The sequence below is a fragment of the Streptomyces sp. SAS_270 genome (assembly GCF_052543295.1).
This window is the reverse complement of the sequence record NZ_JBMNDS010000101.1, coordinates 12953-35366: the sequence shown is the minus strand read 5'-3', so window position 1 is coordinate 35366 and position 22414 is coordinate 12953. Positions and strand designations below refer to the sequence as shown.

16 protein-coding genes are annotated in these 22414 nt (G+C 70.9%); 5 read left to right on the top strand and 11 right to left on the bottom strand.

Annotated features, from left to right (window positions below; all coding sequences use genetic code 11):
- Nucleotides 1-82: 82 nt before the first annotated feature.
- The 9 genes from ACN6LB_RS40710 to sbnA all read right to left on the bottom strand — a co-directional run bounded on the left by ACN6LB_RS40710 (nt 83) and on the right by sbnA (nt 13001).
- Nucleotides 83-1318 (bottom strand): ATP-grasp domain-containing protein, encoded by a 1236-nt coding sequence (locus ACN6LB_RS40710; protein ID WP_445030276.1) that lies wholly within the window; start codon nt 1316-1318, stop codon nt 83-85.
- Nucleotides 1319-1342: 24 nt separating this feature from the next.
- Nucleotides 1343-2548 (bottom strand): MFS transporter, encoded by a 1206-nt coding sequence (locus tag ACN6LB_RS40705; RefSeq protein WP_445030275.1) that lies wholly within the window; start codon nt 2546-2548, stop codon nt 1343-1345.
- 95 nt (nt 2549-2643) lie between these two features.
- Complete coding sequence (locus tag ACN6LB_RS40700) at nt 2644-3621, bottom strand: AurF N-oxygenase family protein (protein WP_356136290.1); 978 nt, start codon at nt 3619-3621, stop codon at nt 2644-2646.
- Nucleotides 3622-3676: 55 nt separating this feature from the next.
- Complete coding sequence (locus ACN6LB_RS40695) at nt 3677-4936, bottom strand: ATP-grasp domain-containing protein (RefSeq protein WP_445030274.1); 1260 nt, start codon at nt 4934-4936, stop codon at nt 3677-3679.
- 35 nt (nt 4937-4971) lie between these two features.
- Nucleotides 4972-9948: an amino acid adenylation domain-containing protein gene (locus tag ACN6LB_RS40690; protein ID WP_445030273.1), complete on the bottom strand. Its 4977-nt coding sequence runs from the start codon at nt 9946-9948 to the stop codon at nt 4972-4974.
- A gap of 14 nt (nt 9949-9962) precedes the next feature.
- Complete coding sequence (locus tag ACN6LB_RS40685) at nt 9963-10724, bottom strand: thioesterase II family protein (RefSeq protein ID WP_445030272.1); 762 nt, start codon at nt 10722-10724, stop codon at nt 9963-9965.
- Nucleotides 10721-10942, bottom strand: a complete 222-nt coding sequence (locus ACN6LB_RS40680; protein WP_445030271.1) for an MbtH family protein — start codon at nt 10940-10942, stop codon at nt 10721-10723. Before ACN6LB_RS40680 ends, ACN6LB_RS40685 begins: the two co-directional genes overlap by 4 nt.
- Nucleotides 10943-10944: 2 nt before the next feature.
- A complete protein-coding gene (gene sbnB / locus ACN6LB_RS40675) occupies nt 10945-11964 on the bottom strand; it encodes a 2,3-diaminopropionate biosynthesis protein SbnB (protein ID WP_445030270.1) in 1020 nt (339 codons plus the stop codon).
- Nucleotides 11952-13001, bottom strand: coding sequence for a 2,3-diaminopropionate biosynthesis protein SbnA (sbnA, locus tag ACN6LB_RS40670; RefSeq protein WP_356136302.1), 1050 nt, complete (start codon nt 12999-13001; stop codon nt 11952-11954). The genes sbnB and sbnA overlap by 13 nt, the downstream gene beginning before the upstream one ends.
- A gap of 187 nt (nt 13002-13188) precedes the next feature.
- On the opposite strand from sbnA, the gene ACN6LB_RS40665 reads away from it, so the two are divergent.
- Nucleotides 13189-13716: a hypothetical protein gene (locus ACN6LB_RS40665; protein WP_445030269.1), complete on the top strand. Its 528-nt coding sequence runs from the start codon at nt 13189-13191 to the stop codon at nt 13714-13716.
- Nucleotides 13717-13734: 18 nt separating this feature from the next.
- Here the strand turns inward: ACN6LB_RS40665 and ACN6LB_RS40660 are convergent, their stop codons facing one another.
- Nucleotides 13735-14337: a TetR/AcrR family transcriptional regulator gene (locus ACN6LB_RS40660; protein ID WP_445030268.1), complete on the bottom strand. Its 603-nt coding sequence runs from the start codon at nt 14335-14337 to the stop codon at nt 13735-13737.
- Nucleotides 14338-14629: 292 nt separating this feature from the next.
- Between ACN6LB_RS40660 and ACN6LB_RS40655 the strand changes: the two genes are divergently transcribed.
- From ACN6LB_RS40655 to ACN6LB_RS40640, 4 genes are read left to right on the top strand one after another with little or no spacing between them, the layout of a single operon-like run.
- Nucleotides 14630-15244: a 2Fe-2S iron-sulfur cluster-binding protein gene (locus ACN6LB_RS40655; RefSeq protein WP_445030267.1), complete on the top strand. Its 615-nt coding sequence runs from the start codon at nt 14630-14632 to the stop codon at nt 15242-15244.
- Nucleotides 15241-16233, top strand: coding sequence for an FAD binding domain-containing protein (locus ACN6LB_RS40650; protein WP_445030266.1), 993 nt, complete (start codon nt 15241-15243; stop codon nt 16231-16233). Before ACN6LB_RS40655 ends, ACN6LB_RS40650 begins: the two co-directional genes overlap by 4 nt.
- On the top strand, nt 16230-18362 hold the full coding sequence (locus ACN6LB_RS40645; protein ID WP_445030265.1) for a xanthine dehydrogenase family protein molybdopterin-binding subunit: 2133 nt from the start codon (nt 16230-16232) through the stop codon (nt 18360-18362). The genes ACN6LB_RS40650 and ACN6LB_RS40645 overlap by 4 nt, the downstream gene beginning before the upstream one ends.
- Entirely contained in the window at nt 18355-19491 is a 1137-nt protein-coding gene (locus tag ACN6LB_RS40640) for an XdhC family protein (protein WP_445030264.1), read from the top strand. The genes ACN6LB_RS40645 and ACN6LB_RS40640 overlap by 8 nt, the downstream gene beginning before the upstream one ends.
- A gap of 6 nt (nt 19492-19497) precedes the next feature.
- Here ACN6LB_RS40640 and ACN6LB_RS40635 read toward each other — a convergent pair whose 3' ends face one another.
- Nucleotides 19498-22392 carry a COR domain-containing protein gene (locus ACN6LB_RS40635; protein WP_445030263.1) on the bottom strand — a complete coding sequence of 965 codons (2895 nt, stop codon included), beginning with the start codon at nt 22390-22392 and terminating at the stop codon, nt 19498-19500.
- Between the last annotated feature and the right edge of the window lie 22 nt (nt 22393-22414).

The following is a 22414-nucleotide window of genomic DNA, read 5'->3' as shown; positions in this document are numbered from 1 at the left end:
CCCCCCCCCCCCCCCCCCCCCCCCCCCCCCCCCCCCCCCCCCCCCCCCCCCCCCCCCCCGCTCCCGTCTTCCCGTGGACCGCTCAGGCGGCCTCGACGTAGAACCCCTCGTCCCGCTCCAGGTCCCGGATGGCCGCCAGGTCCCGGTCCAACTCCTCGACGGTGTCCGCGACGAGGGACACGAAGCCGGGCGACGTGGCCATGTCCACGGTCTGCCTGAGGGGAGCGCCCGCCCGCACGCCGGTGACGAGCCGGTCGTAGGAGGGCAGCTCGCGGAAGCGGTCCTGCCAGGACGTGGACACCCCGGAGCGCCGGTTGATCAACCACACGTTGCGGACCGTCCGGCTCCACCGCACGGCGCGGTCGTCGAAGTCGGCGAACCCGCGCGGGTCGGTCAGCGCCGTGGCCAGCAGCTCCACATGAGAGGTGCCGGAGTACTTCTCGATGACGTCGGGCAGCAGGGCGCCCATCAGCCGCGCCCCGGTCTCGATCAGCACCGGTCCGTCCTCGGTGAGCATCACCTCGCTGTGCGCGGCGCCGTCGGTGATGCCGAGCGCGGTGACCGCGCGCCGTACGTAGTCCACCAGCGGGGCGACATGAGCCGCGGTCATCGACAGCGGCTGCTGGTAGTCGTACAGCGGCGCGCCGGTCGGTCCTGAGGCCTTCATCGACAGCCATACGTCGGAGACCTTCTGTACGCCGCCCACGGCCACCGTGTTGACGATGTACTCCGTGCCGACCAGGTACTTCTGCACCAGCGCGGCGGGATTGGGATTGCCGAAGTAGTCGTCGCTGCCCAGCACGGCCGAGCAGGCCGTCCGGACCTGTTCGACGGTGGTGCAGATGTGCACGTTGTCCGTGCCGGCGCTGGCGGCCGGTTTGACGACGACCGGAGAGCCGGCCGCGGCGAAGAAGCCGACGGCGGTGTCCACGTCCGTCGCGCCGACCCCCACCGGCGCGGCCAGTCCGACGGCGGCGAGCCGGCCGGCCATCGCGTACTTGTCGCGCCTGGCCAGCACCGTGTCGAAGTCGTTGCCGGGCAGCCCGAGTTCGTAGTTGAGGGTGTCGGCCACCATGACCCCGCACTCGGCGCCCGCCACCACCCGGTCGACTCCCGCGTCCTTCAGCGCACGCACGGCGTCGTCGAGGTGGGGGAAGTAGCCGAGGTCGAGGGAGTAGTGGGCCGGCACGAAGGAGTGGCGCAGTCTCGCCGGAGGGACCTCCTGGCTGTGCACGTGGATGCACTCGACGCCCTGCTCAAGAAGCTTCTCCACCAGGAACGCGGCGGTCGAGTAGCCGTCAACTATAGCGATCTTCACCAGTGAACTCCCGTTCGTAGATCATCAGGACGCCACCACCTCCGTCTGCTCGTTCTGCTCGGCCGTCGGGGCCGGGCTGTCGCGCAAGCGCATGTCGCACAGGTACGCCGCACCGGCGATCACCGCGGCCGTGGCGCCGAAGGCCGCGAAGGAGGCGACCGGTCCGCCGTGGTCCATGACCACACCGGCCAGCGGGGATCCGGCCACATTGCCGATCAGGAGGGCGCTGGCGTACGCACCCATGGCCACGCCCTTGCTGCCCTCGGGGGCCAGCAGGCTCACCGAGGTCGCGGTCGCGGACAGGGCGGGTGCCACGAAGAAGTTCGCGGGAACGGCCAGCAGGCACAGCCAGTACCACTGGGTGGCCAGGCCCATCGGCATGCACAGCAGTCCGAGGACCGCGGTGACCACGAACACGGAGGGCGGGCGGCGCATCCCGCCGTACACGAGCCCACCGGCCACCGACGCGACACCCGCGACGACCAGCAGCAGCCAGCTCCACTGGAGCTGACCCCATCGCTGCAGCGTGCCGATGGCGGCGACCTCGAAGCCGATCACGGCGATCGACGCGGCGACGGTCATCCCGAGCGCGCACGCCATCCGGGGGGACAGCCAGTCGGTGAGGCGGGGCTTGCGGCCGTCCTTGGGACGGGCCTTCTGCAGTGGCGGGTTGAGCACCAGATACGAGAGACCGGAGAGGAACAGCAGGGCACCCATGACGAGGAACGCCACCGTGGGGGAGGCCTGCGAGGCGAGCAGGATGCCGACCGACGGGCCGACCATGTAGGCGAGGTCGGTGGTCATCGAGTCCACCACGTACGCCGTGTGCCGGTTTTCCTCGGTCACCATGGTCGCCAGCGCCAGCCGGATCACCGTGAACGCCGGCAGCGTCGTCAGGCCACCGACGAACGCCGCCGCCAGCAGCGCGGGATACGGCAGGAGGTGAGCCAGTCCCCAGAACAGCGACTGTGCCGTCACCACCAGCGCGAGCACCTTGCGCAGGCCGTACCGGTCGAGACCGCGGCCCTGGAACGGCGCGCCGATCCCGGCCCCCGCCGTCCACAGCGCGGACACGAGGCTCGCCGCGCCGAAGCCGCGGTCCAGATTGCTCACGACATGCAGGAGGATGACCGCGGAAATGCCGAGGCCGGGCATCTTCGCCAGCAGCCCTATGGTCATCAAGGGCCGGAGCTTCGGCTCGGCGAAAACCTGTCGATAGGCAGCGAACATGGATACGGCTCCCGGACTGGTACTGGGCGGGCAATTACTTGTTCAATGGGCCGTACTTTACCGGAATGCGCCCAGGCGTCGTGGTCCCGAACAGGTCAACTCCCGTTTGTCCAGGGCCACTCGACCCGGTCGAGGAGGTCCATCTCCGAAAGCAGTGAGTGCAGCCCGCTGAAGTCGCGTACCAGGTTTGTCCGTCCGGCGTCGTTCTGCACCTCGGAAATCATGCGTTCGGCATCGGCGACACCATGCAGGTCAAGAATGCTCTGCCATGTCCGGTAATCGTTGGCGACAAATGCCTCCAGTCCCGTGATCATGGTGTCGACGAAGAATTTCTTCTGTTTCTCGGACAGGAAGTCGTAGACGGTCTTGGCGAGTTCACCGGAGATGGAGGAGTGGCAGATCTCGTCACGGTTGTGCAGTTGCACGGTCGTCGAGTTGATGACCTGGATGTCGGGATCGTCGGACAGCAGGTTCAGATAGGCGCTGATCGATGTCTCGGACACGGTGGCGAAGGCGAGGGTGGTGAGCTTGCGCTCCCACGACTCGGCGCAGGAGTCCCGGAGTTCCTGGTGCCGGGCGACGATGTGCGGGGCCGGCAGGATCGAGTCGGGCAGCTCGATCTTCCGCTGCTGCCGGGTGATCGTGCTGGCGTTGAGATGCATCAGCGTGTGGTACTGCTCGTCCACCATGGCCTGGGCGAGCGACGTCTCCAGCGCGGGACCGCCCAGCGAGGGGAACTCGCCCTCGATGACGAAGGCGAAGGCCGGATTGGCGATGCGCTGCTCGGCGAGGATGGTGTGCCGGTTGTACGCCAGCCACGCCCAGCTCAGCATGGAGTCACGGACCTCGGCCGGCAGCCCGTCCCAGCCGGGGTGGCCGACGAACGGCACGATCCCCACCGGGTAGTCCGGGCGTTCGGCGTCGAACAGGTCCTCCAGTTCGGGTTCCTTGCGCTTCACCGTCGCGCGTCGGTGCCAGTTCCCCGCCAGGCGCGTGATGACCGCGTTCTCCACCGGATGGGTGGGGTCGAAGGGCGGGAAACCGGGGATCTCCATCAGTGCGTTGCTGTTCATCCAAGCCTCCGTGATGCGCTTCCTGATACGAACGGGACGGCCGCGTGAGCCCGCGTCACGCGGCAGGGTCCACGTCGTAGAACGCCGGCCCGTCCAGGTAGCACAGCGTGTTGTAGTCGCGCTCGACCGTCTCGGCGACCGGGTGCGCCAGGCCGACGGCGATCGTCTTCGTGGAGTCGTCCACCGTTTTGGCGACCTGCCCGCCGGGCGGTACGAAGACCTCCACGTTGTTGAAGCTCTCCAGCTCCCGGACGGTGTCGAGGAGCGGATAGGCGCGCAGCCTGCCCGCCTGCGGTGCGGTCGGCCAGCACACCGTCACATGCCGGTCGAGCCGGTAGGGGCGCGCGTAGGTGGCGAGAAAGCGCTCCGGGTGGAGATAGGCCTCCACCGTCCAGGTGTTCTGCGACTCGCCCGCGGCCAGTTCGGCGTAGTAAGGGGTGTTCGCCCCGGCGATGCGCGCTCCCACCTCGACCAGGCACGGTCCTTCGTCGGTGAGGATCACCTCAAGGTGTGCCGGGCCGTGCCGGATGCCCAGGGCGTCGAGCACGGTGAAGGCGTAGTCGACGAGCGTCTGCCGAACCGGGGAGTCGGGGGCGATCAGGTGCCCGGCCGTGATGCGGTCGCGGACGCCGGGGACCGACATCTTGCTGTACTTCCAGACGTCGGTGGCCCGGTGGTGGCCGTCGCGGCTGACCGTGTCCACCACGTACTCGCCGCCGACCAGGTATTCCTGTACGACGGCGGAGGAGTTGACCTCCGAGAAGACGGTGGTGGCCCCCAGGATGCGCCGGAAGGCGGCCGCCGACTCCTGGGGGGTGTCGCACACGGTCACGCCGTCGTTGGCCGCGCTGCGCAGCGGCTTGACCACGACCCGGCCGCCGATTTCACGGTGCCAGGCGATCAGCGAGTCCTCGTCCTCGATCAGCTTCTGGCGGGCTCCGCGTACCCCGGCGGCCTTGATCGTGTCGATCTGGATGAACTTGTTCCGGCGAGCCGGGGAGAGCCGTGTGCCGTTGGTGGGCAGAGCGAGCGCCTCGCTGAGCCGGTCGGCCAGCTCGACCCCGTACTCACCGGCGGCGATCACCGCGACGGGCTCGTGCTTGGCCACCGCCTCGGCCGTGTCGCCCAGCGCGCCCTGGTGCACGATGTTGTCGCTGAACTCCGAGGTGTCGAACGCGCCTTGATAGCACTTCGGCACATCCATCGTGCTCTGCACCCTGACGACCTCGCAGCCGTGCTCCATGAACGCTTTCGCCAGCGCGTGGCTTGAGGGGTAGGCGTCGACCAGGACGACGCTGCTTGCGGTGTTGCCCATGCTTCCTGTTCCTCCGTTCGTGCCTGCCCTGTTGGTCACGCCGATTCCTCCAGGGCCTCGGCAAGGCCCGCGATGGTCGGGTGCCGGAAGATCAGCACCGGGGAGATACGCCTGCCGAGGTGTTCACCGAGCCGCGTCGCGACCGCGGTGACGGCCAGCGAGTTCCCGCCCACCGAGAAGAAGTTGTCCTCCGGTCCGAGCTCGCTTTCGATACCGAGGCATTCGCGCAGCACCTCGACCACCAGTGCCTGACCCTCGGTCGCCGGGGCGGCGCTCACCTCCTGGGCACCGATCGGCTGCGGCGCCGGCAGTGCCTCGCGGTTCACCTTGCCGTTGGGGGTCAGTGGGATCTCGGCGATGGCGGTGAAGTTCTGCGGCAGCATGTACGGCGGCAGCTGCTCGGCCAGATGCTCACGCAACTGCGCGGGTACAAGAGGCGGTTCGGGTTCGCCGGCCGCCTGCTCCGGGATCAGGTAGGCCGCCAGCTGCTCCACACCGGTGGCCGTCCGGTGCACCGCGACAACGCAGTCCGACACCGCCGGATGGGTGCGCAGGGCTGCCTCGATCTCGCCCAACTCGATGCGGAAGCCCCGCAGTTTGACCTGGTGGTCGTCGCGGCCGAGGAAGATCAGGTTGCCGTCCGGCAGCAGCTGCACCACGTCGCCGGTCGCGTACATCCGGGCGCCCGCCTCCTCGGCGAACGGATCGGGCAGATACGCCTCCGCCGTCCGGGCCGGTTTGCCCAGGTAGCCGCGGCCGACGGCCGTCCCGCCCACGTACAGCAGTCCCCGGCAGCCCGGCACCACCGGGCGCAGCTGCGGATCCAGCACGTAGAGCCGGGCGTTGTCGGTGGCGCGGCCGAACGGGACGCTGGGCCGGTGGGCGTGCCGGTCGAGCAGTTCCTCGGTGATCGGGCAGACCGCGGAGGTCACGGTGGCCTCCGTCGGCCCGTACTCGTTGAACACCTGGCAGCCGTCCGCGGCGGCGGCCAGCACACGGCGCGCCACGTCGTGCGGTACAGCTTCCGCGCCGGTGAAGATCAGCCGCACGGAGGCCAGGCCCGCGGCGACCACGCCCGGGTTCTCGGCGGCCCCGGTGTCCTCCGCGGCCTCCAGCAGGATCCGCATCTGCGACGGGGTCGCGTTCAGGGTGGTGATGCCGCGCTCCGCCAACTGCCGCAGGAACGCGGTCGGGTCGTACGCGGCGGTGGCGCTCGCCAGATGCAGCTGGGCGCCGGAGACCAGGCACTGGAAGATCTCCCAGACCGAGTTGTCGAAGGCCACGGAGTGGTTCAGCAGCGCCCGGTCCCGCTCGGTCAGTCGGCAGACCCGCTGGTTCCACTCCAGGAACGAGGTGATGTTGGCGTGGGTGATCGCCACACCCTTCGGCTTTCCGGTCGAGCCGGAGGTGTAGATCACATAGGCCAGGTGATGCGGCTGCGCGCCCTCGGGCGTGGACAGCCCGGGTGCGGCGGCCGGGGCGGAGTCGACCCGCACCGCTTCCACCCCGTCGCCGAACAGCGGCGAGGCGGCGTGGGCGGAGTCCGTCACCACCAGCCGTACACCGGAATCGGCGACCAGGTACTGCAACCGGTCGGCCGGATAGCCCGGGTCGAGCGGCACATACGCGCCGCCCGCCTTGAGCACGCCGAGCAGGGCTATCACCAGCTCGGCCGAGCGGTCCAGGCACACGCCGACCAGGCGCTCGGGGCCCACGCCCCTGGCGCGCAGCACTCCCGCCAGCCCCGCGGCGCGGCGGTCCACCTCGGCGAAGGTCAGCGAGCGGCCGTCGGCCACCACGCAGACGGCCTCGGGCGAGGTCCGCACCCGGCGCTCCCACATCCGCACCAGCGTGCTCGGCTCCGGCAACGGGTCGGCGGACTCCCCGCCGGACAGCTCACGCAGTTCCTCCGGGGCCAGGATCTCCAGCTCGGACAGCCGCTTCGCGGGGCCGGCCGCCATCTGCTCCAGCACCCGCAGCAGGTGACGGCCGAGGCGCTGGACGAAGGGCTGGTCGAAGAGGTCGGTGGCGTACTCGATCGACACCGAGAGATCGCCCTGCCCGGCCGCGTGGTCGGTGATGTCGAAGGCGAGGTCGAACCGGGCGGTACCGAGCCTTCCCTCCAGCTCCCTGCGGTCGAACGCCTCGGTGAGCGGACCGGGTTCGGGTGCCTCGTGCAGGGCGAACAGCACCTGGAAGAGCGGGTTGCGGCTCAGGTCCCGCTCCGGACACAGCTCCTCGACCAGCTTCTCGAAGGGCAGCTCCTGGTGCGTGTAGCTCCCCAGCGCCACTTCGCGCACCCGGGCCAGCAGTTCCACCCAGGACGGGTCCCGGGACAGATCGGTGCGCAGTACGACGGTGTTCACGAAGTAGCCGATGACATCGGCGGTCTCCGGCCTGGGCCTGCCGCCGACCAGGGTGCCGACCGCTACGTCGCGCTCGTCGGCGTACCGGCCGAGCAGCACCTGCAGCGGGGCGAGCAGTCCCATGAACAGCGTGACGCCCTCCGCACGGCACAACTCACGTACGCGGCCCGCCAGTTCGGCCGGAATCCGCAGCAGCTCCCGTTCCCCGCGGTGACTGGCCACCACGGGCCGGGGCCGGGCGGTCGGCAGCTCCAGCGCGGGCACCCCGGCGAGCTGGTTGCGCCAGTAGCCCAGCAGCCGGTCGAGTTCCTCTCCCCGCAGCCGGTCCCGCTGCCACTGGGCGTAGTCCGCGTAACGCACCGCGACCGGTGGCGGTGCCGGCGTCTCTCCGGCGCTCAAGTCCGTGTACAGCGTGCCCAGTTCCCGTATGAGCAGATCCACCGACCGGCCGTCCACCGCGATGTGATGGATGGTCAGCAGCACGACGTCCCGGTCCGGGGTGCGCAGCAGGTCCGCGCGCAGCAGCGGAGCCTCCGCCAGATCGAACGGCGCCCGGATGCGCTCGGTGAGCACCTCGTCGAGGGCCTCCTCGGGCAGCTCGGTGCAGGGCACGGTGACCGGCGCGGCCTCGCGGACCACGGGCCGGGCGCGGCCGTCGGCGGTGACCAGCGTCGTGCGCAGCGTCTCGTGCCGGCGGACGATCTCGGAGAGGCAGGCCTCCAGCACCCGCGCATCGACGCGCTCGTCGGGGAGGGACAGGGCGACGGGCAGGTGGTAGGCGGGTGCGCCGCTGTGCACCTGCTCGAAGATCCAGATGCGCTCCTGCCCGAAGGACAGCACCGGCGCGGCGGCCGGCCGGATCGGGTCGTCCTCGCCGGGCCCCGCCTTGGCCAGTGCCTCGGCGAGCCCCGCCGGTGTCGGATGGGCGAAGACCGCCTGCACGTCGACGGGCACCCCGAGCAGTTCCCGCAGCCGGGCCACCGCCGGGACGGCCGACAGCGACTGACCGCCGAGGGTGAAGAAGTCGTCGTGCGGCGACACGTCCTCGACCCCGAGAACCTCGCCCCACACCCGGCCGATGACCTCGGCCTCCGGCAGCACCGGCGTGTTCGCGTGCGCACGGCCGGGCTCACGGATCCGCTCGTAGCCGATGCCGCGCAGGGCATTGCGGTCGGCCTTGCCCGCGGGTGTCCGGGGCAGCGCGTCGAGCAGCGCGTAGCCCTGCGGGACCATGTACGCCGGCAGACGCTCGCCGAGGTGGTCGCGCACCTGGGCCATCGCGCGCTCGGGAAGAGGGCCGCTCGCTGTCAGATAGGCCACGAGCTGATCGCCGCCCGCGGCCTCGCGGTCCACGACGACCAGGGCGTCGGCGACGAGGGGGTGGCCGCGCAGGCACGCCTCGATCTCGCCGAGTTCGATGCGGAAGCCGCGCACCTTGACCTGGTGGTCGTTGCGGCCGAGGACCTCCAGGCGGCCGTCCGGCGTCCAGCGGGCGAGGTCGCCGGTCCGGTACAGGCGTTCGCCGTCGCCGCCGAAGGGGTCGGGCACGAAACGCTCCGCGGTCAGCGCAGGGCGATTCAGGTAGCCGCGGGCCAGACACGCGCCGCCGATCCACAGCTCGCCGCTCTCGCCCGGTCCGGCCTCACGGCCCTGCTCGTCCACGACATGGGCGCGGGCGTTGGCGAGCGGCGTGCCGACCGTGATGCGGCCCTCGGCGCGGTCGATGCGGGCGGCGGTCGCCCACACGGTTGCCTCCGTCGGCCCGTACAGGTTCCACAGGGTGCCGCCCGTGGCGAGAAGGTCCGCGGCGAGCTGCGGATCCAGCGCCTCCCCGCCCGAGAGCAGGGTCAGTCCGCGGCCGGAGCTCCAGCCGGACGCGAGGAGCATGCGCCAGGTCGTCGGCGTGGCCTGCACGACCGTGACGCCTTCCTCCTCGACGGTGGCGGCGAGCAGCTCGGGATCGGTGTTGGCGGCCCCCGGCGCCATGACGACCCGCGCCCCGACCGTCAGCGGCAGGAAGAGCTCCAGGGTCGAGATGTCGAAGGAGAGCGGGGTGAGCGCGAGGACCCGGTCGTCGGCGCCGAGCCCGGGCCGCTCCGCCACACTCGCGAGGAAGGAGCTGATCGCCGCGTGCTCGACCGCCACGCCCTTCGGCTGCCCGGTCGAGCCGGAGGTGTAGATGACGTACGCGAGATTCTCCGGGCGCGGGGAAGCGGCCCCCGGTGTCCCCATCCCGGCCGTGCGGCGCGGGGCCTCGGGAAGGTCCGCCACCACCAGCGCTTCGGCCGCCCCGGTCTGCCGGGCCCGCTCCCGGTGCGCGGCGTCGCAGAGCACCAGCCCTACGCCGGAGTCGGCCCGCATGCGCCGCAGCCTGTCGGCCGGATAACCGGGGTCCAGCGGCAGATAGGCGGCGCCGGATTTGAGGATGCCGAGCAGTGCGACGACCATGTCGACCGACCTGCCGAGACAGACACCGACCAGCGACTCCGGGCCGAGGCCGCGCGCACGCAGTTCGGCGGCCAGCACCGAGGCGCGCCGGTCGACGTCCGCGTACGTGGCACGCTGCGCGCCCGCGACGACCGCGATCGAGTCCGGGTTGGTCGCGACCCGCTGTTCCCACAGTTCGACCAGGGTGGTCGGCGCCATGAACTGATCCTTTCTCAACGCCATTCGGTGAGGGCGTGCGTGATCGATTCCGCCAACTGCTGCTCCGCACCGCGCAGGTAGAGGTGTCCGCCGGGGAAGAGGCGCAGCTCGAAGTCGGCCGACGTGTGCCCGATCCAGGCGGCGAGCTCGGCCTTGGTGACGCCCTCGTCGTCGGCGCCGCCCAGCACGGTGAACGGGCAGCGCAGCGGCTCCTCGTCCCGGTGCGCGTACGTCTCGCACACGGTCAGGTCCGCGCGCACCAACGGCAGCAGGAACTCCTGCAGTTCGCGGTCCAGCCCCGCGAACTCGGACTGCTCCAGCCGTGCGAGAAGCGCTTCGTCGGGCAGCGCGTGCAACGGGTCCTGGTCCGGCAGATGCGGGGCGCGGTGCGCCGACAGGAACATCCGGCGGGGGAGCGGCGCGCCGAGCGCCCGCAGCCGCCGCGCGACCGCGAACGAGAGGAGCGCTCCCATGCTGTGTCCGAGGAACGCGTACGGCAGCTCGGTCCGGGACGCGATCAGCGGCGCCAGCGCGTCCACCACCGCGTCCGCCGAGAGGAGCGGCGACTCGCCCATCCGGTTCTCCCTGCCGGGGAGTTGGACGGCGCAGACCTCGATCTCGTCGGGGAAGTGCCGGGCCAGCCGGTAGGAGGAGGCGCCCGCCCCGGCGTGCGGGAAGACGAACAGGCGTCGGTTCGCGGTGTGTTCGCGGCTGCCGAGGCCGGGCAGCCACAGCCGTGCGGCGGCACCTTCCGGCGCCGCTACCGTGCCGGTCACCGCAGCGCGCCTTCCGCGACGGCTGGCTCGGCGGATACCCGCGCCGAACGGGGAGTGAGGTCGGTCCAGACCTCCTCGATGTGGGCGAGGCACTCCTGCTTGGTCCCGGTCCTGCCCACCGTGGCCCAGCCCGCCGGGAGTCGCCGTTCGGCGAACCAGATCGAGTACTGCTCCTCGTCGTTGACCACGACGACGTAGCGTTCGTCCGCGCTGCTCATGATCAGCCCTCCACCCCGGCGAAGAAGTCGTCGACCCGTACGCCCTTGCCGGCGGCGGCGACCCGGTCGTACACCCACTTGCCGACGGCGAGGTCCAGCACGCCGAGACCGAACGGGGAGAAGACCGCGGCGCGGCCCGGTGCCCGGGCGACACGGCCGTGCAGCAGGTCGCCGACCGTGCCGTTGAGGAAGTCGCGGTTGCCCGTCTTCTGCTCCGCCAGGTGCAGCGAGGTGCGCTCGCGTACGGCGTGGTCGACGTCGTCGGTGAAGTTCTGCGCGGCGAGGACGACCTCGGGGGCGAAGTCGCGCAGCGAGAGGTGCAGGACGACCGGTCCGTGCGCGAGCAGCCCCGGGTCGTGCAGGTGGGGTTCGCCGGCCACCGTGGTCAGCACCACCAGGTCGCAGTCGGCGAAGGCCTCCTCGACGCGCTGGGCCGTCACCACCTCGGCCTCGGACTGCTCCTTGAGGGTGGCGCCGAACCGCTCGGCCGCCGCCGGGTTGAGGTCGAACAGCCGGAATCCGTCGATCTCCCAGCCCAGATCCCGCAGGAACTTCGCCACGTGCTGGGCGATCAGCCCCGTGCCGACGATGCCGACCTTCCGTGCCCGCCGCGCGCCGAGCAGGAGCTCGGCGCCCAGCACCGCGGAGGCGGCGGTCCGGGTGGCGGAGATGATCGAGGACTCCAGGCAGGCGAACGGGTACCCGGTGTCGCAGTCGTTGAGGATCAGCGTGGCCGACGCGCGGGGGATGCCGTGCCCGGTGTTGTCGGGGAAGCTGGCGATCCACTTGTTTCCGGCGACGTCGAAGTCACCGCCGAGATAGGCGGGCAGCGAGATGATCCGCGAGCGGCTCTGGTGCGGGAACCGGAGAAAGGAGCTGTGGGGGTTGGAGCTGTCACCGGCGTCGTGCGCCAGGTAGGCGGCCCGGACGATCTCCAGGCACTCCGGGCGGTTGCTGTCCACCTCGGCGGCGACCTCGCTCGCGCCGATGACCGTCAGGGACGGCAGGGTTAGTGCACGCACGCCAGTATTCCTCCTTCGGCTTGCCTGGCCCTGCCGCGCGACTGCGCGGACGTCAGCGGCTCCTCGGCGCGCAACTGCCGGACCCAGGCGGGGTTGTAGATGGTCTTGGCGTAGGCATTGCCGCGGTCCGCGGCCAGCAGGGCGACGGCCGGGCGGGCGCCGGTGACCGGGTTTCTGGCGAAGTAGCTCTGGACGGCGGAGTAGACGCTTCCCGTCGAGCCGCCCGCGAACAGGCCGTGCCGGGCGACGAGCGCGTGGCAGCCCTCGACGGCGCGGGTCTCGGGAACGATCTCGATGTCGTCGATCAGGGCCTGTTCGACGAGCGGGGGCACGATGCTGGAGCCGATGCCCGGGATCCTCCGCTTCCCGGGCGGGCCGCCGAAGATCACCGAGCCCTCGGTGTCCACGGCGACCACGACGCACCGCGGAAAGGCCTCCTTCACCCGGCGCGAGAGGCCCGCGATGGTGCCGCCGGTCCCGACGCCGACGAAGAGGTAGTCGATCGCGCCCGTGGCACCGACCAGTTCACCCCCGGTGAACCGGTAGTGCGCGTTGAGGGCGTCCTCGTTGGCGTACTGGTTGGTCCAGTACGCGTGGTCCACTTCCGCCGTCAGCTCTCGCACTCTGGCCAGGCGGGTCTTGAGGAATCCGCCGGTGGCGTCCCGAGCGGTGACCTTCTCCACCCGGGCGCACAGCCTGTGCAGCTGCGCCTCGGTGGCCTCGTTGCAATTGGGGTCGATGACCGGAACGAAGGGCACACCCACCATGCGGCAGTAGAACGCCAGCGAGATGGCGAAGTTGCCGGACGACGACTCGATCACCGTGGTGCCCTGGGTGATCTCCCCACGGGTGATCGCCTGTTCCAGGATCCACAGCGCTGAGCGGTCCTTGGCACTGCCGGTCGGATTGCAGAACTCAAGCTTGGCGACGATGTCCAGGTCACCGCCCACTAGAGGCACCAGCGGAGTCCCCGCGAGACTGCGACGGAGATGCGTGATGCGGTCGACCAACGACTGACTGACCCGCCTCTGAGACATGTCGATGACGGTGCCACGCACAGCCGCAGGACTGCTCAAGCGCCACTCAAACGTCGCTTCACACCGGGACGAGACCCACCCGCCCGCAGAACGGCCGCCACCTGCGGAAGCGACGGTTTCGGCCTATTGCCCGGCATCACGGGGGAAGACGTTCGTCCGGTGGTGGAGCCGGGGAAAGCTCTCCGGCATGACCGACGCCGCCCTCTGGATCTCGTCACTGACCGCCGGCACGGCTGTGCTGGCCAGTTGGGTCACCAGTCGCGGGACGGCGCACGCCGCGCAGATCCAGGCCGACGCGGCGGCGAGGACGCAGCGCACCGTCCGGGTGAGCGAGGCGAGGAGGCAGGCCTACGTGAGCCTGATCGAGCAGGCCCACAGGATGGCCGAGCTGTACTGGGAGGTGTCCGACATCCACGCCTCGGCGGACGCGCGCGTCGAGCAGTTGCCTGCGCTGAAGGAGGTGCGGGCCAGTCTTCGGGAGGAGTACGGCAAGCTGCGCCACTTCATCTGGGTGATCAACCTGGAGGGGCCGGACGCGGTGGCCGCGGCAGCGGAGAACATCAGGCTCTCGACTCGGCCGCCCCACAGGGCACTTGAGGCGTCCATCGCGGGTGACCCCGACGCGGCCAGGGTCTTCGACCAGTGCTACGACCCGTTCTGGCAGTCGGTCCTGGCCTTCGTCTCCACTGCCCGGGCCGCCGTGCACGATCTCTGAATTCCGCTTCGGCGCCGCTCAGTTACCCGCAGCCCCGGCGCGCAGCCCGTCCATGACGAGGTCCAGGAGGCGCGTGGCGCGTGGTTGCCAGTCGGTGTGGGGGTCGAGTTGCCACAGGCCGGAGATGGCGAGCATGAAATCGCCCGCTGTCACACCGGGGCGGATGGTGCCGGCCTCCTCGTTGGTGCTCAGCAGGAGTGTGGCGGCCTCGGTCACGGGATTGTGGGCCGGCCGGGCTGGGCCGTTGGGTCCGCTGACGGCCTTGCGCATCGCCTCGGCCAGGCCCGCCTTGGTCATGGCGTAGCGCGCGAGGCGGTCCATCCACATGCGCAGGGCCACGTCCGGGGCATGGGCCAGGAGGAGCGGGGCGGCGGCGTCGGCGACCTGCTGCATCTCGTGGCGGTAGACCTCGAGGACGAGGGCCTCGCGGTTCGGGAAGTTGCGGTAGAACGTGCCCTGCCCGACGCCCGCCTTCTTCGCGATGGTGCTGAGCGGGGCGTCGGCCGAACGGGTCAGCTCGGCCAGGGCGACCTCCAGGATGCGTTCGCGATTCCGTTGCGCGTCGGAGCGCAGGGGGGTGTCCGAGCGCGGCGCGTCGTTGTCGTCCCGCTTGTGCTGCACTCGTCCTCCTTCCGGGATCGCGGCAGGCCGCCCTTGCTAAGCGGACAGCTGTCCGCTAGGTTCGTGGGTAAGCGGACAGCTGTCCGCTTGGGTCCATCGTAGCGGCAGCCGCGGCCCATGGGGATGGCCGGAACCGATCGCCCACCCGCATTGTCGCGCACCGCGCAGCCGCGGGCCCACGCACTCCCCGCCCACCCCCCTGTCCTCTCCGTACAGCGCCATCTCCGTGCGAACTCCCTGCCGGTTTCGCCCGTCCGACTTCGACGCGCCCACCCGCGAAAGAAGGCTGATCATGGCCGCAGTTTCCGCCCCTTCGACGTACAGCGCCATCACTCTCACCGTCAACGGCGAGCAGTACTCCCTGCCCGTCGACCACCGCACCACACTGCTCGACGCACTGCGCGAGCACCTCGATCTCACCGGCACCAAGAAGGGCTGCGACCAGGGACAGTGCGGAGCCTGCACGGTGCTGCTCGACGGGCGACGCGCCGTGTCCTGTCTGCAGCTCGCGGTCGCCGCCGAGGGGCGCTCGGTCACCACCATCGAAGGCGTGGCCGACGGCGACCAACTGCACCCGGTGCAGCAGGCGTTCCTCGACCTCGACGGCTACCAGTGCGGCTACTGCACACCGGGGCAGATCTGTTCGGCCATCGCGGTGATCGAGGAACACGCGGCGGGCTGGCCGAGCGCGGCCACCACCGACGTACGGCCGGAAACAGGGCCTCCACCCCTCACCCCCGACGAGATCCGGGAGCGCATGAGCGGCAATCTGTGCCGCTGCGGTGCCTACGTCTCCATCGTCCAGGCGGTCGCCGAGGCCGCTCAGGCGACGCAGGCGCAAACGCAGACGCAGACGCAGGGACCGGGGCAAAGGCAGGCGGACGAGGCCAAGGAGGCAGCGGCATGAGGGAGTTCGGCTATGAAAGGGCGTCCGACGTCACCGGCGCCGTCGCCCTGCTCGGTGCCGACCCCGACGCCCGATTCCTCGGCGGCGGCACCAACCTCGTCGACCTGATGAAGACCGGCGTCGAGCGGCCCTCCCGGCTCGTCGACGTACGCGAACTGCCCCTGGACCGGATCCGGTTGACGCAGGATGGCGGCCTCAGCATCGGCGCGACCGTCACCAACAGCGACCTCGCCGCGCACCCCGAAGTCCGGCGCCACTACCCGGCGTTGAGCCAGGCGGTGCTGGCCGGTGCCTCCGGGCAGCTGCGCAACATGGCCACGGTCGGCGGCAACCTGCTCCAGCGCACCCGCTGCGGCTACTTCGCCGACGTCACCAAGCCGTGCAACAAGCGTGCGCCCGGCAGCGGTTGCCCCGCAGTCCTGGGCGAGCACCACAACCACGCGATCCTCGGCGCCTCCGCGCACTGCGTGGCCACGCACCCCTCGGACATGGGCGTGGCACTGACGGCCTTCGACGCGGTCGTATCGTACGAAACGGCCGACGCGCCCGGCGAGTTGCCGCTCGCCGAGTTCTATCTGCCCGTGGGCGACACCCCGCACCGGGAGACGGCCCTGCCGCCGGGCGCGCTGATCACCGGTGTCACGCTGCCGCCCGCCCCGGTCGCCGCCCACTCCCGCTACCGCAAGGTGCGCGAGCGCGCCTCGTACGCCTTCGCGATCGGCTCGATCGCCGCCGCCCTCGACGTCCACGACGGCGTCGTACGCGAGGTGCGCCTGGCCTTCGGGGCGGTCGCCTCCCGGCCCTGGCGGGCCCGAACCGCCGAACGCGCCCTGACCGGGGCGCCGGCCGACGCCGAGACCTTCGCCGCCGCCGCGGACGCCGAACTGGCCGCCGCCGAGCCGCTGGCCGACAACGGATACAAGGTGACCCTGATGCGCAACCTCGTGGTGGCCGTCCTGACCGAACTCGCCGAGGAGGCCGCCCGATGACCACCGCCGCCACCACCGGACGTACGACCGCGAAGGGCGCCGTCGGCACCGCGCACACCCGGGTCGAGGGCCGCGACAAGGTCACCGGAGCAGCCCGCTACGCGGGCGAGATCCCCTTCGCCGAACTGGCCCACGGCTGGCTGGCGTTGTCCACCGTCGCCCGCGGCCGTATCCGCGCGGTGGAGACCGACCCGGTCCTCGCCATGCCCGGCGTCATCACCGTCCTGCACCACGGCAACGCCCCGCGTGTCGACGCCGACTACATCGGCCTCCTGGGCACCCCGCCGGACCCGACCACGGCCGTCTTCCAGCGCGACCAAGTGCCCTATCTGGGCTGGCCGGTGGCGCTGGTCGTCGCCGAGACCTCCGAGCAGGCCAGGGAAGCGGCCGAGGCGCTCGTGGTGAGGTACGAGGAGGAGCCGCACGACGTCACGTTCCGGAGCGAGCACCCGGACGCGTATCCCGTGGACGCCCATATGCCGGCGGTGGTGGAGAAGGGTGACCTGGAGGCCCAACTCACCGCGTCCGCTGTCGTCGTGGACGTGGAGTACACCACCCCGGAAGAACACCACAACCCGATGGAGCCGCACGCGGCGACGGCCCGCTGGGAGGGCGGGCGGCTCGAAGTCGTCGACTCCAACCAGGGCACCCTGTGGGTCGCCGCCGAACTCGCCAGTCTCTTCTCGCTCGACCCGGCCTCGGTCCGGGTGCGCTCCGAACACGTCGGCGGCGGCTTCGGCAGCAAGGGCGTGCGCGCCCACCAGGTGGCGGCCGTGATGGCCGCGACCGTTCTGCAGCGCCCCGTACGCGTCGTCATGACGCGCCGTCAGATGTTCTCGCTGGCCGGCTATCGCAGCCCCACGGCCCAGCGTGTCCGGCTCGGCGCCGACGCGGACGGCAGGCTGCGTGCGCTGGAACACCGCTCCCTGAGCCTCACCTCGACCGTGCACGAGTTCATCGAGCCGAGCGCCGGTGTGGCACGGACGATGTACGACGCCGACGCCCACCACACCAGCAACCAGGTGGTACGGCTGGACGTACCGACGCCGACCTGGATGCGTGCGCCGGGCGAGGCGCCGGGCTCCTTCGCGCTGGAGGCCGCCCTCGACGAACTCGCCGAGAAGTGCGGCATCGACCCGATCGAGCTGCGCGCCCGCAACGAGCCCGAGCGGGGCCCCATCTCAGGGCTGCCGTTCAGCGGACGCAACCTGCTCGCCTGCTTCCGGGAAGGGGCCGACAGGTTCGGCTGGGCGGACCGGGACCCGCGTCCGGGCCTTCGCCGGGAGGGGCGATGGCTGCTCGGCACCGGCACGGCGGCCGCCTCCTTCCCCGCGGGGGCGGCACCCTCCACGGCCGCCGTGACGGCGGAGGCGGACGGCACCTTCACCGTACGGATCAACGCGACGGACATCGGGACCGGCGCACGGACCGCCCTCACCCTGATCGCCGCCGACGCGCTGGAGGTGCCGACGGACCGGGTCCGGGTGCACATCGGGGACAGCGACCTCGGGATGGCGTTCATCGCCGGCGGTTCGATGGGCACCCGCTCCTGGGCCTGGGCGGTCACGGCCGCGGCCGGTGAACTGCGCGAGCGGCTCGTACCCGGGGTCGCCCTGCCGCCGGAGGGGATCACCGTACGGTCGGACACCACCGCGGCCATCGGCGCCCTCGCACAGAAGGAGCGGCACTCCTTCGGCGCACAGTTCGCCGAGGTCGCCGTGGAGCCCGCCACCGGCGAGGTCCGGGTGCGCCGCATGCTCGGCATCTTCGCGGCGGGCCGGATCGTCAACCCGCTCACCGCACGCAACCAGTTCGTGGGCGGCATGACCTGGGGCATCTCCATGGCCCTGCACGAGGAGGCGGTCCGCGACCGGGCCACGGGCGGCCACTACGGCGCCGACCTCGCGGGCTACCACGTCGCCACGCACGCCGACGTACCGCACATCGAGGCGGACTGGATCGACGACCCCGACCCGGACGACCCGGTCGGCATCAAAGGCATCGGCGAGATCGGCATCGTGGGCGCCGCGGCGGCGATCGCCAACGCGGTCTGGCACGCGACCGGGGTACGCCACCGCAGCCTGCCGATCCGCCCCGACCGCATCCTCGAGGCAGGCCCGCATGCTTGATGTCGCCGCCGAGCTGCACCGGTGGGCGGAGGAGGGCCGGGACTTCGCCGTCGCCACCGTCGTGGCGGTCGGCGGCAGCGCACCGCGCGGTCCCGGCGCCGCCCTCGCCGTCGACAGCACGGGCACGGTCATCGGCTCGGTCTCCGGCGGCTGTGTGGAGGGCGCGGTCTACGACCTGTGCGTCCAGGCGCTCGAGGACGGCGAGAGCGTCCTCGAACGTTTCGGCTACAGCGACGAGGACGCCTTCGCGGTCGGGCTGACCTGCGGCGGCGTCCTCGACATCCTGGTCACCCCGGTGCGCGCGGCGGCGCCCGCCCGCCCGGTGCTGCGTGCGGCGCTGACGGCCGCCGCACGCAGCGAACCGGCGGCCCTCGTCCGGGTCGCCGGGGGCCCGGCCCAACTCCTCGGCACGGCCCTGCTCGTACGACCCGACGGAACGTATGAGGGCGGACTCGGCGGCCACCGGGAACTGGACCGTACGGCGGCGGCCGAGGCCCGGGCCCTGCTGGACGCCGGCCGCACCGGCACGGTCGACCTCTCCGAGGACGGCTCGCACTGCCCCGGCGGCCTCACCCTGCTCGTCGAGTCGAACGTGCCGCCGCCCCGCATGATCGTCTTCGGTGCGATCGACTTCGCGTCGGCGCTGGTCCGCGTCGGCAAGTTCCTCGGCTACGACGTGACCGTGTGCGACGCCCGCCCCGTCTTCGCCACCCGGGCCCGCTTCCCCGAGGCCGACGACATCGTCGTCGACTGGCCGCACCGCTACCTCCGCAGCACCACCACCGACGCGCGCACCGTCCTGTGCGTCCTCACCCACGACGCCAAGTTCGACGTACCCCTCCTGCAGACGGCCCTACGGCTGCCGGTCGCCTTCGTCGGGGCGATGGGCTCCCGCCGCACCCACGAGGACCGCAACCGCCGACTTGGCGAAGTAGGCGTGACGGAACGGGAGTTGACCCGTCTGCACTCCCCGATCGGCCTCGACCTCGGCGCCCGCACACCGGAGGAGACCGCCCTGTCCATCGCGGCGGAGATCGTCGCGGCACGGCAGGGCGGGACGGGGGTGTCGTTGAGCGGGGCGCACACACCGATTCACCGGGACCGGCGGCAGGCTTCCGCGGTCGCCTGACGAACATCAGGAGACCGGCGGAAGCTGCCCCGGCACAGGTGTGGGAGCGGCGGGGAGCGCGTTGCGGTACGGCCGGGCGTGGTCCTCGCAGAGCCAGAGCGTGTCGCCCTCGGGTGTGAGGATCTTGTTCAGGCCGCCCCAGCGCCCGTGCGGGTCGAGCTGTTCGAGGAGGGCGCGCATCGCACGGAACTCCGCGTCCCACTGCGCCTTCACCAGGGTGTTCATGGAGGCGATGTCGGCCGGGTCGTCCGGTTCCGCGAGTTCGGACGTCGTGTCGAGGAGTGCCTTCATCAGCTTGATGTCGTCCTTGAGGACCTTGTCGAGATCGTCGGAGGCGACCCCGATGACACCCCCGACCACCGGGACGGCGTAGCGCAGGATCTTGAACAGGCCCCGGGCGTACGGCAGGAGCGTCGCCTCCAGCTGTGACGTCGCCCGGACCTCGTAGGGCTCGTGACCGGGCGCCGGATGCCACTGGCCCGGGGCCTCGCAGTACAGCCGCAGCTGGAAGCAGGAGCCGCGGACCATGCCCAGGGCCCGGCGCCGTGTCACGCGGGAGACCGACACGACGCTCGGGCAGGTCACCTGCTGGGACGTCTGGTGACCGCGCCAGGCAGCGAGCGCCGCCCGCTGCTGCTCAGCGGCGATGGAGGCCTGTCTCGCCTCCATCTGCTCAAGTGCCCGCAGCATGTCGTCGTGTTGTACGGCCCCGTCCTGCCGCTGCCGCTCGACGACGTTAGTCATCCGGCGCACCGCGTCCCGCGTCTCGGTGAGCAGTTCCTCGGACCGCAGAGCCCCCGGAGGCTCGATGCCCTGCATCAACTGCCGTACGTTGTGGTCGCTGATCTCGACCGGGCACTCCACCTCCTCACGCGGAGGGGTGCGGGCCAGCCGGGCCTTCAGCTGGTCGTGCGGGAACTCGTGCGTGCACTCGGCGCCGTCGGGGAGCGTTCCCGGACAGGGCACTGTCCGGTTGATCTCCAGGCCCGGATAGCGCCGCAGCGTCTGTTCGAACCCATCCTTGAGGATGGCGAGGAAGTCCTGCGGATAGGGGCCGCGCACGCGCAACTCGGCGGTCTTGGCGATGCGGTCGACGGTAACGAGTGCGGTGTGCTCGCCGTCCGGGTGGCGCAGCAGCGCCCCGCTGCGCCAGTGGAGACCGGCGGTGAAGCGGTGCTCGCGGGCGATGAACCAGGTCGGGATGCCCGGAGGAACCGTGTGCAGTCGGTAGCGCAGCCGCAGTTCGCGGTGCGCCGACTCCGCGGCCGCCCAGGCCTCCTCGTACGCGGGCGGATCCCAGGGCAGCAGCTCGACGACGATGCTGCTGGTGCCGTCATCTGTGCGGTACGAGAGGTCGAAGCGCTCCATCAGGGCCACGAAGTGCCGGCGCAGATTGGCGCTGAGGTCGTGCCAGAGCTCGGACTGATGCGCCTTGGTGAAGAGGGCGTCCGTCTGACGCACCGCCGGTGCGTCCAGAACCCTGCTGATGTAGTCGGTCACCCACTGCGGACGCAGCACCACCATGTCGCCCAGCTCCGGGTCGTCGCTGTAGGCCAGGACGTCGCCCAGGCTGTGCAGGGCGTCCGTCAGACCGCGCTGGTGGCCGGGGTCCGTGACGCCGCGCTCGGAGAGGAGGGCGGCCATCTCGTGCGGTGCGACGTGGTTGCGGGGGTCCGCCCGGACCGCTTCGGCGGCATTCAGCCAGGCCTCCGGCCAGATCACGCCCATGAGGGGCAGACGGGCGGCCTCCTCGGCGATGCGGTCCCTGACCGCCGCGACGCCCTGTCGGGTCTCGTTGTCAGCCTCCATGCTGGCGACGACCACACCGGGGTACGCGGCGTGCAGGTCCGCCAGGGGAAGATCCGCGGGGCGCGGCCCGAGATGGGTGGCGACCAGGATGACGGGGGCACGCGGAGCTCTCGCCTTGATCATGTCCAGCCAGTAGTACAGCTTCGTTGACTCCCAGCCGATCTGCGCGTCCCAGACGAGGACGAACAGCGAGCGGTCGGTGAGAAAGAACTGGTGCGTGGCGTGGTAGATCTCCTGGCCGCCGAAGTCCCAGGTGGAGAGGCGCATGACGACGTCGGCGTGGTCCGCGGAGGGGTGCGGCAGGTCGAGATTGATGACGTTCAGCCCGTGCGTGCTGCTCTCGTTGCTTTCGAAGGGTTCGTCGAGGAGCGACTTGATGAGGGAGGTCTTTCCGGCGCGGCCTTCGCCTACGAAGACGACTTTGGAGGACCACTGGCGCGTTGTCCTGCTGGCGGACCGTTCACGGAGGAAGGCGAGCAGGGTCTCCGTTCCTGCGGCGACGACCTCCGGTGGTATGTCACTGAGCTCGTTGCCCTCAAGATCAACGTAGCTGAGGTTGGTGAGATACCCCAATGAGTCGGGCAGATCGGTCAACCGGTTGTTCTTGAGTACGAGGTAGTTGAGTTTGGTGAGGTTGCCCATCGAGTCCGGGAGGCTGGTCAGGCCGGTACCCGAGAGGTTGAGGAGTTCGAGACTCGTGAGGTTGCCGAACGAGGAGGGCAGGCCGGTCAGCTTGTTCTCGTTGAGAAACAGGGCGGTGAGGCGGGTGAGGTTGCCGATGGACTCCGGAAGGCTCGTCAGCTGGGAGGCGTTCAGCTCCAGGTCCGTGAGATTGACGAGGTTCCCGATCCAACCGGGAAGCTCGTCCAACGGGTTCACCATGAGGTCCAGGTTGGTGAGCTCGGTGAGGTTCCCCAGCCACTCCGGCAGTGCGGTGAGGGAGTTGCCGCGCAGACTGAGATGGGTCAGGTGGGTGAGGTCGGCCAACTCGCCGGGGACCTCGGTGAGTTGCACAGAGCTGAGGTCCAGGTTCTTGGTACTCCGTGCCTCGGCGATGCGCTGCTGAACGTCTTCTTCGTATCTCTGTGGCATGTCCCCCGCCGTACCTCGCCGA

Excerpts from the sequence above, each read along its gene's own strand:
- ACN6LB_RS40695 (WP_445030274.1), bottom strand. The coding sequence starts at position 4,936 with ATGGGCAACACCGCAAGCAGCGTCGTCCTGGTCGACGCCTACCCCTCA.
- ACN6LB_RS40650 (WP_445030266.1), top strand. The coding sequence starts at position 15,241 with ATGAGGGAGTTCGGCTATGAAAGGGCGTCCGACGTCACCGGCGCCGTC.
- ACN6LB_RS40635 (WP_445030263.1), bottom strand. The coding sequence starts at position 22,392 with ATGCCACAGAGATACGAAGAAGACGTTCAGCAGCGCATCGCCGAGGCA.
- ACN6LB_RS40705 (WP_445030275.1), bottom strand. The coding sequence starts at position 2,548 with ATGTTCGCTGCCTATCGACAGGTTTTCGCCGAGCCGAAGCTCCGGCCC.
- ACN6LB_RS40700 (WP_356136290.1), bottom strand. The coding sequence starts at position 3,621 with ATGAACAGCAACGCACTGATGGAGATCCCCGGTTTCCCGCCCTTCGAC.
- ACN6LB_RS40645 (WP_445030265.1), top strand. The coding sequence starts at position 16,230 with ATGACCACCGCCGCCACCACCGGACGTACGACCGCGAAGGGCGCCGTC.
- ACN6LB_RS40665 (WP_445030269.1), top strand. The coding sequence starts at position 13,189 with ATGACCGACGCCGCCCTCTGGATCTCGTCACTGACCGCCGGCACGGCT.
- ACN6LB_RS40640 (WP_445030264.1), top strand. The coding sequence starts at position 18,355 with ATGCTTGATGTCGCCGCCGAGCTGCACCGGTGGGCGGAGGAGGGCCGG.
- ACN6LB_RS40680 (WP_445030271.1), bottom strand. The coding sequence starts at position 10,942 with ATGAGCAGCGCGGACGAACGCTACGTCGTCGTGGTCAACGACGAGGAG.
- ACN6LB_RS40655 (WP_445030267.1), top strand. The coding sequence starts at position 14,630 with ATGGCCGCAGTTTCCGCCCCTTCGACGTACAGCGCCATCACTCTCACC.
- sbnA (WP_356136302.1), bottom strand. The coding sequence starts at position 13,001 with ATGTCTCAGAGGCGGGTCAGTCAGTCGTTGGTCGACCGCATCACGCAT.
- ACN6LB_RS40690 (WP_445030273.1), bottom strand. The coding sequence starts at position 9,948 with ATGGCGCCGACCACCCTGGTCGAACTGTGGGAACAGCGGGTCGCGACC.